The following is a 15,871-nucleotide window of genomic DNA, read 5'->3' on the forward strand; positions in this document are numbered from 1 at the left end:
CGAGATGTATCGGGTCCGGGCACGACCCTGATATTACGCGCTATCGTCAAAGGCGAGACTTCGTCGGTCATGGTCAAATTGGTTTCTATGCAGCCCCGGCAGTAGAAGCGTGGGTTTCTTACGCTTCCGAGCAAGCCCGCTTTCACTGTAAGGGTCTAACACGTTGTCATTGACCGACGCGCCCGCTCGGTCGCGGATTGTCGTCAATTTTGACGCGTCCCTTCATGGCCGTCAGCACCAGTTCCGTAGACGTTCCACGTAGCTGACATTGGAGTAGTCAACGGCAGCTTTCCGACGAGGTGGGTGAATGCGTACTGCCGCCCAACACCGGCCGCTCGACAGAAGCCCGTAGGTCGTTGACAATTTTGAGTCTTGCCTTTGGCCTGCTTCTTACTTGACTCCGATACTCTTCGTGATCTCAGTTTCCGATCCCGTCGTCAGGGCAACTAGACCGATCGAGACGGGCGAGCATTGTGCTGATCTTGGCGATATCGGCGATCTCATCCTGATGGATCGCACGCGCAAGGTCGTATCTAACCCGAACAGGCATTTCCTGAAGGTTCGAGCGAGCGTCGCTGTGCGCATATCGAACGCTGTTTCGTTTAACGAACGTGAGATATTTGCCTTGCGACCGGCCGGTGTCAAGGCATGTCAAGAACACGCGCGTGCCTGGGCGGCCACGCAGAGCAGCAGGAAACAGGGGACGCAGGCCGGCTCGCTGCCGGCCTGAGGCTTCACATCTGCGGATCGTCGATCGGGAAAGTGGGGCGTCCGTCTTTCGTGGGCAGACCCCACTTCTGCATCACACTTTGATAGAGCCCTTGCTTCTGCAACTTGATCAGGGCTTGCTGGAACGCATGAGCGAGCCGCTTGCCGTTGTCGTCGACGCCAAAGCCGATTCCGTATGACGAGAGGTTGTAGTAGTACACCGCCTGGTATTTGTCTGGAAACTTCTTGATGTTGTAGTTCGCAGCGGGCGAGTCGATCCACACGACCTGGCTTGCTTCGTTGGTCAGCGACATCAGCGTCATGTTGGTGTCCGGATAGGTGGCGATCGAGATCGCTTTCTTACCGTCCGCCACGCATTTGTTGCTCACTTCATTGGCCCGTTGAAGCGGCGCCGTGCCGCGCGGCAGCGCGATCTGCATCCCACATAGATCGTCGAGCGACTTGAGCGTCGATTGCCGCTTAGGTGAGGCGACGATCGTCTGGCCGACGTTTAAGTAGTCGATGAACGTCACCTTGCCATGACGCGACGGAAAATCGCCAAGCGACAGCAGCACATCGAAGCGGTTAGCGGCGAGGCCTGGAATCAACGAATCGAACGATGCCTGCACGAACTTGATTTTCAGCCCCAGCACTTTAGCCGCAGCAGAGATCAGATCGGGCGCGAAACCCGCCACGTCGCCGTCTTCGTCGATGAACTTGACGGGCGCGATCTCCGGATTGACCGCAACCGTAATGGGTTGCTTCTGACGATAGAACTCCGGCACGAGCGCGGAAAGCGCGGGGTCGGCGGGGACCGCGTCGATATTCGGCGCGTCTTCGGCGAAAGCCGGTGACACGACGCACGGCGCAACGTTCAGACTGAGCGCGGCGGCGACGGTGAATCGCGCAATGATTCGGGTGAAACGGACGGGCGTGATCATTATGTGGGGTGATTCGAATGGGGGTTGACCGGGCTAAAGCGTACGCTCTGCTGTGACGCTCATCGCGTTTCCACCGCCGCGGCCGCGAAATGACGCTGATGCCACAACAGGCAGTGGGCGGACGTATCGTCATGCGTCGATGAATCGGTGATCTCGCCGATAAAGATCGTATGCGAATAGCCGTTGTGCGTCGCGATTACCTTGCAATCGAGAGAGACGACACTGCCAGTCAGCAACGGCGCGCCACTCTTGCCCGCTGTCCATTGCGCCGGATCGAAACGGGACGGGCCTTTCTCGCTGGCAAAGCGTTGCGCGACGTTCTTCTGATCGGCGGACAGCAGATTGACGGCAAACACCTTCGCACGCAGGATCACGTCGTGTGCGCTCGCGCTTCGGTTCACGCAGACGAGCAACGTCGGCGGATCGGCTGACAGGCTGCACACCGATGTCGCGATCAGGCCGAACGGTGTGCCGCTTTCAGCGGTTGTGATAACCGTGACGCCGTTGGTGAAGCGCGCCATCGCGTTGCGGAAAAGTTTGTCGGTCGTGTCGGTGCTCATGTGATACGCCTCGCGTCAGGCGTGCGCCGCTCTGCGGCAAGCGGCGCACGATATTTTTTAGTCACCGAAATTTAGTCGCCAAAGTGCAGGGGCTGCAGTCCGAGATTGCCCCTCAGCGTGCTCGCCTCGTACTCTGTGCGGAACAGTCCGCGCTTGCGCAGCTCGGGAAGAATGTATTGCGTCAGGTCGTCGACACCTTGCGGCAACGTCGCCGGGCAGATATTGAAGCCATCGGCAGCGCCGGCACGGAACCACCTTTCCATTTCGTCGACGATGTCCTCCGCGGTGCCGACGATCTGCCAGTTATTACCCGAGGCCACGCGCTTGTACATCTGGCGGATCGTCAGGTTTTCCCTGTGCGCCAGCGCGAGCAGATTCTCCGCGATACTGCGCACACGCTGATTGCCGACATCGGGTACCGGGCCGTCGAGATCGTATTCGGACAGATCGCCGAGCACGCCGTACAGAATGGCCAGTCCGCTAAGCGGATCGATCAGGTTTTGCAACTGATCGAACTTGTCCTGCGCTTCGCCGCGCGTCTTGCCGACATACAGCGTGACGCCGGGCATGATCAAAAGTTGATCTTGCGTGCGGCCATATTTCGCAAGGCGGCCTTTGAGATCGTCGTAGTAGGCCTTAGCGCCTTCCATGCTGCTTGCGTTGCTATAGACGACATCGGCATAGCGTGCGGCAAGCTCGCGTCCTGCTTCGGCGGCGCCGGCTTGCACGATGATCGGACGGCCTTGCGGCGTGCGCGCGGAGTTCAGCGGGCCGCGCACCTTGAAGTGCTTGCCCTTGTGATTCGGCACGTGCAGCATGGCCTCGTCATAGAAGATACCGCTCGCCTTGTCACGGATAAACGCGTCGTCTTCCCAGCTATCCCACAGCTTCCTGACCACTTCGACGAACTCGTCCGCGCGCTCATAACGCTCTTCATAGCCGAGATGCTCGTCGCGGCTGAAATTCCAGGCTTCTTGCTGAGACCACGACGTGACGACGTTCCAGCCCGCGCGACCACCGCTGATATGGTCGATCGACGCATACTTGCGAGCGATATGGAAAGGCTCGTTGTACGTCGTCGAAGCCGTCGCGACCAGGCCAATGTGCGACGTGCACGCACCGATCGCCGCCAGCAACGTCAGCGGTTCGAGTTCGGCATTCTTTGCGTCACGGGCGAGCGATCCTTTGGGCGTATCGTTTGCGCGAATGCCGATTCCGTCGGCAAAGAAAATCATGTCGAGTTTAGCCTCTTCAGCTTTCCTTGCAGTCCGAAGAAAATAATTGAAATCGATGGCGCCTGCTGCCGGCACATCCGGGTGCCGCCATGCGGCCATGTGATAACCCAGATAGCGCATCGACAGGCCAATTCTGATTTTTCCGTCTGTAGCAGTCATTTTTAAAATCCCGATCGAAGTTTCCAAATCACCGATGAACCGTCATGCACTAGGTGCGCAGGCTGGAAAGAAAGCGTTTGCAGCGTTCGGTTCCGCCGCCATTGAAGATGTAGGCCGGTGTGCCCTCATCGACGATGCGGCCGCCGTCCATCAGCACCACGCGGCTCGCCACCTTGCGCGCAAATTCCATCTCGTGCGTGACGACAACCATCGTGGTGCCCGCGAGCGCCAACTCCTTGATCACGTTGAGCACTTCGTTGACGAGTTCCGGATCGAGCGCACTGGTGGGCTCGTCGAACAGCATCACTTCTGGTTCCATCGCGAGTGCGCGCGCAATCGCGACGCGCTGCTTTTGCCCGCCGGACAGTTCGGCCGGGTAGTGGTGCATTCGGTCCGCAAGTCCAACGCGCGACAGCAAATACTTGCCACGCTCCATCACGTCGCGCTTGCGCTTGCGCCCGACGATGCACGGGCCGGCCAGCACGTTGTCGAGCGCCGAATAGTGCGGGAATAGATGGAAGCCCTGAAACACCATGCCGAAGTAACGGCGTTGCCGATCGAGCGTTTTGTTCGGCAGGCGGACGCAGCGCGTACCGCGCATTTCCGTGCCGAGTACTTCGCCCTTGAAGGTAATGCTGCCGGCATCGATCAATTCGAGCATATTGATGCAGCGAAGCAGTGTGCTCTTGCCCGAACCGGACGGCCCGATCATCGCAACGACTTCTCCTTTGGACAGCGAGAAGTCCACAGCATCTAGCGCAGTGAAGTGGCCGAACTGCTTCGTGACGGCGCGCATGTCGAGAAAGCGTGTCGTGTCGTTCATCGCCGATGTGTCCTTGAGGATCGTGTTCACGTCCGCACTCCTTTCCTGAAGTGACGTTCAAGCAGACTCTGCGCAGCCATTGCGAGGCTCGTCAGCGCCAGATACCAGATACAGGCGACGGTCAGCAGCGGAATCGTCTCGAAGTTGGTCGCGTAGATCAGTTGCACGGTCGTCAGGAGTTCGACATAACCGATCACCGTGACGAGCGACGTGTTCTTGAACATCGTGATCAGTTCGTTGGCGAGCGGCGGAATGATGATGCGCACCGCTTGCGGCATGACCACATGCCACATCGTCCGGAAATCGCTCATGCCGATCGCCTTGCAGGCTTCCCGCTGTCCGCGATCAACGGCTGAGACGCCGCCGCGAAAAATTTCCGCGCTATAGCCGCCGAGGTACATCGCGAGCCCGATCACGGCCGCGCTGAAGCGCGAGATGATCTGGTTGGTGTCGACGTCGAACAGATTCGCGTGAAGTAACGGCAGCGGCAGATAGAGCCGCGGAATCAGCGCCGATAGGAAGAACAGGAACAGCAGCATCGCAAGCGGCGGCGTCGCGCGGATGATCCAGATGTACACGTAGCCGGCGGCGCGCAGCACTGCGTTGTCCGCCATCCGGCAGGCGGCGACCACGACCCCGAAACACAGGCCAAGCGCGCTCGACAGCACGGTCAGGATCAGCGTGTTCCCTAAACCCTTCATCACGCGCTTGTTGAACAGGTAATGGGCGACGATGTCCCATTGCCAGCGCTGGTTTTCGACCACCAGTTCGACGAACAGTACGGCGACGACGAACAGCATGGCGTACCAGAACCAGTCGGATTTCTTCGGGCGAGCGTAAATGCGTGAGCCCACAGGCGACTGCCCGCCGGGCCTGTACGCTTCGCTCTTATGCAGGTGGCCGAGCGGCGTCTCCGTGAAAAACGCAGCGGCGTCCTGCATGTCTTTTCTAGCTTCAATGTCCACTGGCCTGTCCTCGTGAAGCAGTCGTTTCGAAAGATGCGCAATGCGTCGATGAAGCGACTATAGGCAGGCAAAACTATTACATCCAACACAATTTTGTTCGTTTGATCCTATTCTATGTAATGCCCTAAGATCACTGCACGGTGGGCTTTCAACGCTGCCGCATTGCACCAATAATCGAGGTGACACGCTCGTGGCCAGACTCAATGCCAAGCAGATGGAAGTGTTTGTCGCGGTGATGACGCACGGCTCGATCACCGCCGCCGGTCAGCGCCTGAACGTATCGCAACCGGCCGTGAGCCGGATGATCGAGCGCTTCGAGCAGGAGGCCGGTTTCGTCGCTTTCGAGCGGCGCCGAGGCAAGCTGGTGCCGACGCCGGAAGCGGAAATCTTCTTCGCCGAAGTCACGCAGGTATATCGCGGCCTCGATTATCTGAACGAAGTGGCGAGAGAAATCGGCACCACGCGGCGTGGCTATTTACGCGTCGGCGTATTTCCCGCATTCGCCGAGGGCTGGATCACCGAGCGCATCACGCGCTATGTCGCGGGGCGTGAGGAACTGCTGACGTCGCTGGAGCCGATGTCGACCGATAGCGTGATCGAAGCCGTGTCGCGGCAAACCATAGATCTCGGTATTGCGCTGCGCGCGTCGGATCGCGAGGGTTTGCGCAGCGAGGAAATCACCAGTTCGGAGATTGTCTGCATCCTGCCCAAAGGGCACCGCCTGACGGGGCGACCCCTGTTGCAGCCGACCGATCTGTCCGGCGAAGACTTCATTTCGATGGCCGCCAAGGTGAAGGCGCGCACGTCGATCGATGCGGTGTTCGATTCGAGCGGCGTCGAGCGACGCATTCGCGCGGAGACACCGTGGGCATCGACGGTCTGCCATATGGTGGCGCATGGTCTGGGCGTCGGGCTCGTGATCCACGAGTCGGCGCTCGAGTTCGCGCATCTCGGCTATCACATCGCCGCGTTCAAGCCGCGCATCGACTATCGCGCGTATCTGATTACGTCGACCGCTCGCCCGTTGTCTACGGCGGCAAAGGGGTTTCGCGACATGCTGCTGCTCGAATTCGACCAGGCAAAGAAGGCACCGCGGGCGTCGAAGCGTTGGCCGACCTGACAAAAAAACCATGGCCCCGCGTCAACAGGACGATGGGCGCACAGGCACTGTGGAGAAACGCAAATACGCGAACGCGAATGAGCGAAGCTAATTAGCGGCCCAGCGCCGGATCGCTGAAGCTCGGGCGGCCGATTTCGACGTCTCTTACTGGAATCCTGCTTTCAATGGTCTTTGTTATCGAAAAAGAAAGAATGGTAGCCCGATACTCATGACGTTCACCACACACAGGCTCTACAACACAATCTTGTGGATGAACCGAGACTGACGTCGATCGGCCACAAAGCGTCATTCGCCCCTTCGATCGCTTTTTAGATGACGAATCCTCCGTTGACGTAGGCGAGGTCTGGGCGTGATCCGGAAGATAAGCACTGCCTCATAAACCCGAGCGCAAAAGAGAAAACCCACCGACCAGGCGGGAGCGAAAATCAAAGACTCCTGCCTCAATTTATCTGCGCCTTCATAAATGACCATCTGTCGTAGATGGCCGCTCATTCGGCGCTTCCGGACTAGATATAGTCCTCGTGCAGCGGGCTCGATCTCCAAACCATGACCTATGCTTTCTAGAGTAGTACCGAAGTCCATCCTATTCCTCAGTTTAACGAATCGAGGGCGCCAAAATGTCCACAGCATCCGAAGTGCGTGGGAGCGTCCGCGAAGTAGCGGATCTGCCGTCGCCACACGGCGTACCGATACTCGGCAACGCATTGCAGTTAAAGCCTGCACGCGCGCATTTGATCCTGGAGGAATGGGCTCGCGAATTCGGCACGCCATATCGATTCCAGATCTGTTCGACATCGCTCACTGTCTGGGATGACAGCGAACTACTCCAGTCAATCCTGCGCGAGCGGCCCTACGGGTATCGGCGGTATTCGACAATCGAGTCGACCATCGCCGAAATGGGCAGCTGCGGTTTGTTCTCGGCCGAAGGCGAAGCGTGGGCGCCACAGCGAAAGCTCGTGATGCAGGCAATGACGGCATCTCACATCAAGGCTTTCTATCCGAAGATGGCTGTGATTACCGAACGTCTTAGGCTGCGCTGGCAAAGGGCCGCGCAGAACCATCAAGTGGTCGAGATGAACGACGATCTTAAGCGCTATACCGTCGATGTCACCAGCGCCCTAGCATTCGGCGAGGATCCGAATACGCTGGAACAGGACGGCAACGTGATACAGGAGCATCTCAAGCTCATCTTCCCGATGATCATGAGCCGCATCAACGCGCCGTTTCCCTACTGGCGCTATGTCGAGTTGCCGCGGGACCGCCGCCTCAGCCGGGCGCTGGTGGAAGTACATAAGTACGTGCGGACCTTGATGGCTCGTGCGCGTGAACGCAATCGCGACCGCCCGCATCAAGAGCCGGAAAATCTACTCGACGCCATGCTTCAGATTCGCGATGCCCCCGGCTCCGACATTACCGACGACGACGTTGCGGGGAACGTGTTGACCATGTTGCTCGCGGGCGAAGACACCACGGCGCATTCGATCGCGTGGGCGATGCTGTACCTTGGCACGGACGACGCGCTCCAGCGTCGCGTGGCGGATGTCTCGCTACGTGTACTGGGTGAAGGCGGCGTTTGTCCAAGCTACGAGGCGCTCAAAGGCCTCGACTTGTGCGAAGCCGTCTGCACCGAGGCGAGCCGGTTTCGGCCGGTGGTCGCACTGCACGCCATCGAGTCATTGAAGGAAGCCGAGCATCATGGCATCCGGATGCCCGCAGGATCAAAGATGTTCTTCCTGACACGTCCGGCCATGCTCGACTCTAACAAGTTCGAGCATCCCGAGCGGTTCAATCCCGAACGCTGGATGCATGACCGGACACCGGGACGGGGCGCACATGAAACGCGAGCTTATCTTCAGTTCGGCGCCGGGCCGCGTGTATGCCCGGGTCGGCATCTGTCGACGGTGGAAATGCGGCTGGTCATCTCCATGCTGTCGGCGAGTTTTTTTGCGCGCCTCGCCGTCGATCCAAATTCGATCCAGGAAGTCTCCGCCTTCACGATGGTCCCTAACACCATGCCGATGAGGCTTGAAATGCGCCCGGCGTGACTCATGCTTATTTCCCGATGGGGCGAACCACGCGTTTGCCGGGGCGCGAATTCGTCGAATTCATCGCGTCTGGACTAAAAAGAACCCCCTGACTTCGGTGCAGCAACCAGCCACGTCGATGTCCGCTTACGCAGGCGGATTCAACCGGACATCCAGCTGCTCTGCGTCCTGACATAACGCGACATTGGTTTGCATACCTTGCAGTCCTATGCGACGACCCAGTCGTGGCCAGCAATCGGACCACCCGCTTGCTGCATGCGACCGCCCGAAACCAGACCGCCAAGATCCACTGGTACGTAGCCAAAATCATTGACGAGTCCCATCACCACCGCCTTTGCGTCCTTGTCGTCGCCGGAGACGAAGATGACGCGCTTTCCGTCATGAAACTTCGGGCCCTTGTCGTAGTGCTCCATCCGGATAGCATTGAACGCCTTGACGACGCGAGCCTCTGGCGCGTGTGCCGCGACGATCTCGCTGGCGCCCGTGCCCCCCAAGTCCGCCAGAACGAGCTCAGGCTCGAGCTGCGTAAAAGGGTTGGTGGTATCTACCAAAATGCGACCTGCCCAATCGCGCAGCCCATCCAGGGCCGACGGGACTTGAAGCCATGGAACTGCGAGCATGACCAGCTCGAGCCGTGCCACCTCCTGGACCGTATCTGCCGAAGCCCTCGGACCGAGTCCGGTCACGATATCGCTCAAAGCGTGCGGCCCACGACGAGCGCTCAAGACAACCTCATGTCCTGCTTGAATGGCACTCCTGGCGATGGACTGCGCTACAGCACCGGCTCCAATAAAACCAATCTTCATTTCGACACCTCAGCGGCAACGTAAGTCAACGAAGCCATGCTCGTCCAGGAGCACGGCGCTTGGGAGAACAGCCAGGTTAGTTCGATGAGCGCAAGTCGAGCAGCACCTTGCCACCCTTGATTGCGTGAGCAACGGCCTTTTGGTAGTCCGCAAGCGGATAGACGGCAGCCACAGGGAGGTCAAGCTCGCCGCGAGCCATCAGTTCCGCAGACTCCTTGATTGCGTCCATGATGTACGGCAGGTATTCGGGAAGGTCGATGTATATGCCGCGCACGACGATGCCGCGCAGATGCAGGTCCACGACCTTGAGCGGCGTGACCAGCTCGCCGCTTGTGAACGCATAGCTCACCAGCGTACCGTTTTGCGACAGCACGTCGATCAGGCGCACCGCAGCCGAACCGCTCAGGCCGTCGATGGCCAGACGGACGTTGCCCGGACCGACCGCGGCCTTGGCTTTGTCGATGGCGCCCGGCTCATCGACGAGAACGACGTCCCCACCAGCTGCTTCCAGTTCCTTGACCAGTTCCGAACGACGTACGAAGTTGATGGTCCGCAGGCCACGCTTCTTCGCCAACGCGATCACCGTGCGGCCGATGCCGGAGTTGGCCGCGTTTTGCACGATCCAGTCGCCTTCCTTGAGGTCAACGAAGCGCCCGAGCAGAAGTACGGCCGTGGGAGGATTGATGCGCAGCATGGCCAGTTGACGTGGATCGACGTTGGCAGGCAGCGCAATCAGCCCCTTGGCCGGGATCACCAGGCGCTCGCGCCAGGTCAACGCATAAAGCGGGGGCAACACGCGGTCGCCGACCTTCACGTTGGAGACATTCGAACCTGCCTGCAGAACTCGCCCGACGCCTTCGTTGCCCACGATCGAGGGCAGTGGAGTCGAGTAGGCGAAGCGATTGGTGATGACGGCCAGGTCATTGCCGTTGATGGGGGCATACTCCATCGCGATCAGGACTTCATCCGGGCCGGGGTTGGCCGGCTCCGGAAGGTCAACGAGTTTCAGCGTCTCGACGGGGTCGCCGAAAGCGGTGTTCTGGATAGCACGCATGGCTTACGCCCTTTCATAAGATGCTTGGCTGGATAGTTGGGAGGCAATCCTTCGGCACTCAGAGCTCGTTTCGAAATCGTGCAAATACCCGGGTGAACGCTACCAGGCCGCCCCTCATGACGAGGAGCGCCTCACGTCGCGCAGGGCGCGGCGCGTAGCGCTAGAACGCGAGCAGCACCATGCCGGTCCTTCCCCTGCGGTACGTATGTTCGAGCGCTCCCAGGTAGTCGCTCGCCTGATATCGTTCCGCTACGGGGAAAAGGCTCGGGAAGTTGCGTGCGAGGTCGAGCGCCTTGGCCACGTCTGCATCGTGCACCGCCGCAGGTTCGAATTGCCAGTTGAACAACGACACACCCTTGATGGTCAGCGCTCGAGGGGCGATGGAACGAATGTCCGTCGTAGCGCCGCCCAGGGAGCCGTAGCTAACGATCGTTCCACCGCGAGCGAGGAAGCCGGCTACGTCGGGCAAGAGCGGGCCGCCGACGCCATCGAACGCCACGTAGACGGGCTTGTTCGCAATCGCATTGCGAAGCTCGTCCTTCCAGCCCTGCTTCTCAGTGACGATGACAGAAAGGTTGGGGCGAGCAGCTTTAAGCGCTTGCGCGCTCGCAGCGGAGCCGACGAGCAGGATCGGATTGACGCCCACCTCGACGAGCAGATGAGTGAGCCGCTTTCCGACGGCGGAATTGGCAGCCGTCTGAATGACCGTGACATCTTCGCGCCCGTCTTCAGGCAGCGCGTTGTGACCAGCCCGCATCGCAAGGCGTGCAGTCAACGTGTTGACCAACATCTGCGCTGCGACCTCATCGCTCACTTCATCGGGCACGGGTATCAGCGACTGGACAGGCGCGGCGATCCTGGAGCTCCAGGCGCCGTTGACGGGAAAGAAGGCCACACGTGTGCCGACCTGAATCCGGTGCGAAGGGTCGATGTCAGCGGCCAGCGCTTCCACCACCCCTACTCCTTCGACGCCGGGCACTCGACCTCCCCTCGGGATGAAGGGAGCCGCCCCGAAGGCGGGGGAAGCGGAGACGCCCAGCAAGTCGCCCGGATGAACCGGTGCGGCGGACACACGCACAAGCGCCATTCCGCTCACAAGAGAAGGGGCATTGGCAAATGCTTCCAGCGTGAGCACCTCGGCGGGCTCGCCGTGGTTGGTGTGAACAATTCGCTGCATCACAGACTCCTTCCGCAAGGACTTTATTATTGGAGCGATCACTCCTTTATGCGATAATAGGATCGCCTCTACAACATGTCAACGATTTCTGGAGCTATGGCTACAAAAAATGATACACAACCCCGGCGTAGCCGCGGCAGGCCCTCGACCTTTGATCGTACGGAAGCTCTGAACTGGGCCATGAAGCTCTTCTGGGAGCAGGGGTACGAAGGAACCTCCTTCGACCAGTTGATCCAGGCCATGGGGATCAGCCCTTCGAGCTTCTATAACTCGTTCGGCAGCAAGGAGCGGTTGTACAAGGAAGCGACTGACGCATACCTGAGCATGTCAGGAGTCTGGTTCGCTGGCAGACTGTGCGGCACAGTCGACACCCGTGAAGCATTCAAGGAGCTTCTCGACGCCACCGCCGTGGAATTCACTCGACACAGCCACCCGTCGGGCTGCATGATCTCTCTGGCCGGCACTCATCTGCCCGCCGAATTCACTTCTATTCGTGAGACGATGGCTGGACACCGCGCAAACGCTGAAGAGATGATGGCGCAGCGGTTGCGCAAGGGCGTCGAAGACGGCGATCTGCCGCCTGGCACCGACGTGCCCGCACTAGCCGCCTTCTACAGCGCCGTGACTCGCGGAATGGCCGTCCAGGCGCGAGACGGAGCTAGCCAGCAAAAGCTGAAAACAATCGCGGACATCGCCATGCAAGCATGGCCGGTTCAAAGCCATCGGAGAAAATCTGCAAGACCTCGGGGAACTCGCGTCGCTTGACCGGCGGCGTTGGACGGAGTAGTGGCAACATCGGCGACCGGCAGGCGCTGGTGACAGTCAGCTTTGTTTGGACACGACTGGCCGTCACACGATCCGAGGTGGGCGCAACAGTAACGTGCCATTGTGAAACAGCCGGCGATGCGCCACCCCAACTACCTAGTTCGTCCGAATTCGTTACGGGGCCCGCCTAAAATCCGGAATCGTAACCATAACGCGCGCGCCCTCCGCCGCCGTTTTTGGCAGGCGACCACACGGGTCGCCCGATAGCACACTAAATCGCGGCGGTGAGCGGCCAAGCTGCTTGCGCTGCAACTTTCGCTTCACGTCGTCAGCAAACCTGGGAAGTGATGACCTGGCATTTTTCCCGATCGATCAGCAATCGCCGGTTGAAGATACGAAAGCAAAGCTTGCAGGGTTTCACTTGAACGCGAATGTCCAGTCAAACACCTGGAATATCAGAAGCTGGTACTGGGAAGCCTGAGTTTGCGGGGGGAAGCGAGTGCGGGTGTTTATGGCGAACAAGGCGAGGAGCCTTCCCTGAGGGCCGGCCACGCGTCGCTCCCGCACTACCCGCTCGAGGTCTGGCCCGGGGGGTAATGCTCTACGGGCACACGTTTATTGCGTCTCGCCGACATGGCGCAGTGCATCCGCCGCAACCGTGTTGCGTTGTGCGGTCGCCATTTGCAACGCGGTTCCACCACGTGCGTCAACATGATTGACGTTAGCACCGTGGGCGACAAGCACGGGAATCATATCGAGCCGGCCAAATAGCGCTGCAAACGACAATGCCGTTTCCCCCGCGTTGTTTGTTTGATCGATATCGCAATGCGTGTCGAGCAGTATCTTTGCAATGTTCGTTTCGCCCTTGAAGAGCGCGCCCATCAAAGCCGTGTTGCCGTGCACGTCGGCGGCGCAAGCGTTGGCCCCCGCTGCAAGAAGTGCCTTCAACGTATCGGGGTGATCGTCGTATGCGCTAAGGATGAGCGCGGTATATCCCTGGGGCGTCTTCGTCTCCAGCGGGTAATGTGCATCGATCAGCGCCCGCACAATATCCGTACGCCCGGCACGCGCGGCGGCAAACCAGTCGTCCGAAATTCGCGTGGCATCGACTGGTCCCGAGTAGCCGCCCGACACATAGGCGTGCTCCGCACAACCTGCCATCAATAGTGCGGCGATAGCGGAGACCGTGGCTGCGCGAACAAGATGGCGCGCGTTGGAAAAGCATCGCATTGTGTTCTCCGTGATGAACCGTATTCAACCAATAGGGAGTCCGCTTGGCGCGGGCTCCCTTAGTGCTTCAGTTTTCGCTCAGGTGCGCTGCCGCATCCTTCACCCGCGCAACATCCGCGTTGGTTGCACGCGCAAGGCGAGTACCGTAGTCGGCATCGGCCTTGTAGAAGTACGAGAGCATGGCGTACTTGTTCGCGTCGTTGGTGACGCGGCCAAGGTCACCCGACAGCGCCGTGATGAGGTCGCTCTTGCCGGTTTCAGACAGCGTCCGGTAGTACTCACCGGCCTGACGGAAGTCGAGCGTCTTATGGATCGCTCTTTGCTGTGTCGTGCCCGTGAGCGACGTCTGCACGGACTTGTACTTGTCCTGCTGGGCGATCTCGGCGACTCCAGAAGGCTCATAGTTCACCTCACCCTTTCGATCGCCGGCATTCATGAAGCCGTCCTGGTTGTTATTGCTGACCGGAACGACTGGGCGATTGATCGGCAACTGGTTGTAGTTCGGGCCAAGGCGATACATCTGCGTGTCAGCGTACGAAAACAAGCGTCCCTGCAACATCCGGTCCTCGGAAGGCTCGATGCCCGGCACGAGACGCGAGGGCGCAAACGCCGACTCTTCCGTCGACTCGAAGTAGTTATCCGGGATGCGGTTGAGCGTCATCGTGCCGACCTTCTGCTCAGGGATGGACGATGGCCACACCTTAGTGTCGTCAAGCGCATCGAAATCGAACTTGTCCAGATCCTTGGGCGAGAGCACCTGGATGTAAAGGTCCCACTGCGGATACGAATGCGCCTTGACCGAGTTGTAGAGGTCGTTGGTCATCAAATTCCAGTCGGCGCCGATCGAATGCGGGATGTCCTGAGGCCGGATACCTTCGACCCCTTGACGGCTCTTCCAGTGAAACTTCACGTAGTGGACTTCGCCCTTGGCATTGACGAACTTGAACGCGTGCACGCCGTAGCCGTCCATGTGCCTGTATGAATCCGGCATGCCCTCGTCCGTGTAAAGGTGCGTGAGCATATTCGTCGCTTCCGGCGAATGGGCGAAAAAGTCGAATGCCAGGTTCGGGTCCTGCACACCGGTCACGGCCGATGGTTTGTTCGCATGTACGAAGTCCGGGAACTTGATGGCGTCGCGAATGAAGAAGATCGGCCAGTTGATACCGACCACGTCCCAGTTACCCTGCTGCGTGTAGAACTTGACAGCAAAACCACGGGGATCGCGTGCTTGCTCCGGCGATCCACGATAGCCCATCACCGTCGAGAATCGCACGAACACCGGTGTCTTCGTCCCGGGAGTGAAAACCGCAGCCTCGGTCAGCGAACTGATGTCGCTGGTCGGAACGAACTCGCCAAAAATCCCGGTGCCCCGCGCATGCACGACGCGTTCGGGTATGCGTTCCCGATCGAAGCGTTGCAGCTTTTCGATGAGGTGCGAGTCCTGCAAAAGAACCGGACCCTCAGGGCCCGCCGTTTGGGAGTTCTGGTTATCGCCGACCGGCGAACCGCTATCTGCGGTCATGCCTTCAGCGTGGGCGAATTGGGCAATTGCTATTGCTGAGATAAACGAGAAGGTACTTGCGGCGATTTGTTTCTTGGAAATTTTCACGTTGTATTCCTGTTTCAAGGGGGAAGCCGCAGGAATACTAGGGCTCGGCTATTCGAGGCGCCAATCTCTTTTTTCTATGGAAGCAATAGCAACTGTTTTTCCTCGTATTAAGAAACATTACAGAAGAAAAAGGAAATAGGATTAAGTCTTGTTATGTGAACGGCGGCCCTCTGATAAATCATCGAAATATATGACGCGAATGTGAAAGCAGTGAATTATTGCGATTTACAGCGAAAACTCCGATCAATGCGTCTTTGCATTGCTGTTTCATAAACAATGCATGCTCGATCGCAGTCCTGAGAGAGCGTTGTGGTGGCCGAAGGCGACGTTTTATGAGGGTGCTGCGTACCGGTGTGCTGAAAAATGTTGTTAAGGCAGTTTGGATTTAGAAAAACACAATTGCGTAAATTTAGGGATGTAACTTATGAAGCGTTGATTGTTTGTCTCTATTTTTTTCGAGTTATTTTATTGTTATGTAGATCACTAAATATTCAAATATGGAGGAGGCGTGGAAGCAAGAACCGCTGAGGAAACGGGATAATCTGGCCGGATTACCGGATCAATCCACCCAAGTTAGGAAATGGAGATTTTTCAGTAAGGTTTTTGCGTCACGGATTTCCGTTGCTTTGAGATTCCTGGTCAATGACGGAAGGTATGGTGTGCGATGAGGGCTA

General features: G+C 58.7%; 13 protein-coding genes. 3 read left to right on the forward strand and 10 right to left on the reverse strand.

The window, feature by feature from the left end:
* Positions 1-734: 734 nt before the first annotated feature.
* From AWB69_RS34975 to AWB69_RS34995, 5 genes are all read right to left on the reverse strand, one after another.
* Entirely contained in the window at positions 735-1,649 is a 915-nt protein-coding gene (locus AWB69_RS34975) for an ABC transporter substrate-binding protein (RefSeq protein WP_062091373.1), read from the reverse strand.
* Between the two features lie 59 nt (positions 1,650-1,708).
* Positions 1,709-2,209 carry a flavin reductase family protein gene (locus tag AWB69_RS34980; RefSeq protein WP_062091374.1) on the reverse strand — a complete coding sequence of 167 codons (501 nt, stop codon included), beginning with the start codon at positions 2,207-2,209 and terminating at the stop codon, positions 1,709-1,711.
* Positions 2,210-2,280: 71 nt separating this feature from the next.
* Entirely contained in the window at positions 2,281-3,603 is a 1,323-nt protein-coding gene (locus AWB69_RS34985) for an LLM class flavin-dependent oxidoreductase (RefSeq protein WP_062091375.1), read from the reverse strand.
* A 49-nt stretch (positions 3,604-3,652) separates the two neighbouring features.
* Entirely contained in the window at positions 3,653-4,456 is an 804-nt protein-coding gene (locus tag AWB69_RS34990; protein WP_082913725.1) for an amino acid ABC transporter ATP-binding protein, read from the reverse strand.
* The gene (locus AWB69_RS34995) at positions 4,453-5,391 is read right to left on the reverse strand and encodes an amino acid ABC transporter permease (protein WP_062091376.1); all 939 of its coding nucleotides are present in this window, start codon (positions 5,389-5,391) and stop codon (positions 4,453-4,455) included. The genes AWB69_RS34990 and AWB69_RS34995 overlap by 4 nt, the downstream gene beginning before the upstream one ends.
* A 190-nt stretch (positions 5,392-5,581) precedes the next feature.
* Between AWB69_RS34995 and AWB69_RS35000 the strand changes: the two genes are divergently transcribed.
* Together AWB69_RS35000 and AWB69_RS35005 are read left to right on the forward strand one after the other, a co-directional pair.
* Positions 5,582-6,511: a LysR substrate-binding domain-containing protein gene (locus AWB69_RS35000; protein WP_062091377.1), complete on the forward strand. Its 930-nt coding sequence runs from the start codon at positions 5,582-5,584 to the stop codon at positions 6,509-6,511.
* 617 nt (positions 6,512-7,128) lie between these two features.
* The gene (locus AWB69_RS35005; RefSeq protein WP_062091378.1) at positions 7,129-8,556 is read left to right on the forward strand and encodes a cytochrome P450; all 1,428 of its coding nucleotides are present in this window, start codon (positions 7,129-7,131) and stop codon (positions 8,554-8,556) included.
* Positions 8,557-8,762: 206 nt separating this feature from the next.
* Here the strand turns inward: AWB69_RS35005 and AWB69_RS35010 are convergent, their stop codons facing one another.
* The 3 genes from AWB69_RS35010 to AWB69_RS35020 all read right to left on the reverse strand — a co-directional run bounded on the left by AWB69_RS35010 (position 8,763) and on the right by AWB69_RS35020 (position 11,593).
* On the reverse strand, positions 8,763-9,362 hold the full coding sequence (locus tag AWB69_RS35010; RefSeq protein WP_062091379.1) for an NADPH-dependent F420 reductase: 600 nt from the start codon (positions 9,360-9,362) through the stop codon (positions 8,763-8,765).
* 76 nt (positions 9,363-9,438) lie between these two features.
* On the reverse strand, positions 9,439-10,416 hold the full coding sequence (locus AWB69_RS35015; RefSeq protein WP_062091380.1) for a zinc-dependent alcohol dehydrogenase family protein: 978 nt from the start codon (positions 10,414-10,416) through the stop codon (positions 9,439-9,441).
* Between the two features lie 160 nt (positions 10,417-10,576).
* Positions 10,577-11,593 carry an alcohol dehydrogenase catalytic domain-containing protein gene (locus tag AWB69_RS35020; RefSeq protein WP_062091381.1) on the reverse strand — a complete coding sequence of 339 codons (1,017 nt, stop codon included), beginning with the start codon at positions 11,591-11,593 and terminating at the stop codon, positions 10,577-10,579.
* A gap of 75 nt (positions 11,594-11,668) precedes the next feature.
* Here AWB69_RS35020 and AWB69_RS35025 point away from each other — a divergent pair, with 75 nt between their 5' ends.
* The gene (locus AWB69_RS35025) at positions 11,669-12,358 is read left to right on the forward strand and encodes a TetR/AcrR family transcriptional regulator (RefSeq protein WP_231937332.1); all 690 of its coding nucleotides are present in this window, start codon (positions 11,669-11,671) and stop codon (positions 12,356-12,358) included.
* 615 nt (positions 12,359-12,973) lie between these two features.
* Here AWB69_RS35025 and AWB69_RS35030 read toward each other — a convergent pair.
* On the reverse strand, positions 12,974-13,588 hold the full coding sequence (locus tag AWB69_RS35030; protein WP_062091383.1) for an ankyrin repeat domain-containing protein: 615 nt from the start codon (positions 13,586-13,588) through the stop codon (positions 12,974-12,976).
* A gap of 67 nt (positions 13,589-13,655) precedes the next feature.
* Entirely contained in the window at positions 13,656-15,110 is a 1,455-nt protein-coding gene (locus AWB69_RS35035) for a catalase (protein WP_197500387.1), read from the reverse strand.
* Between the last annotated feature and the right edge of the window lie 761 nt (positions 15,111-15,871).

Origin of the sequence: Caballeronia udeis, assembly GCF_001544555.2 — a bacterium.
GTDB classification, from domain to species: Bacteria; Pseudomonadota; Gammaproteobacteria; order Burkholderiales; family Burkholderiaceae; genus Caballeronia; species Caballeronia udeis.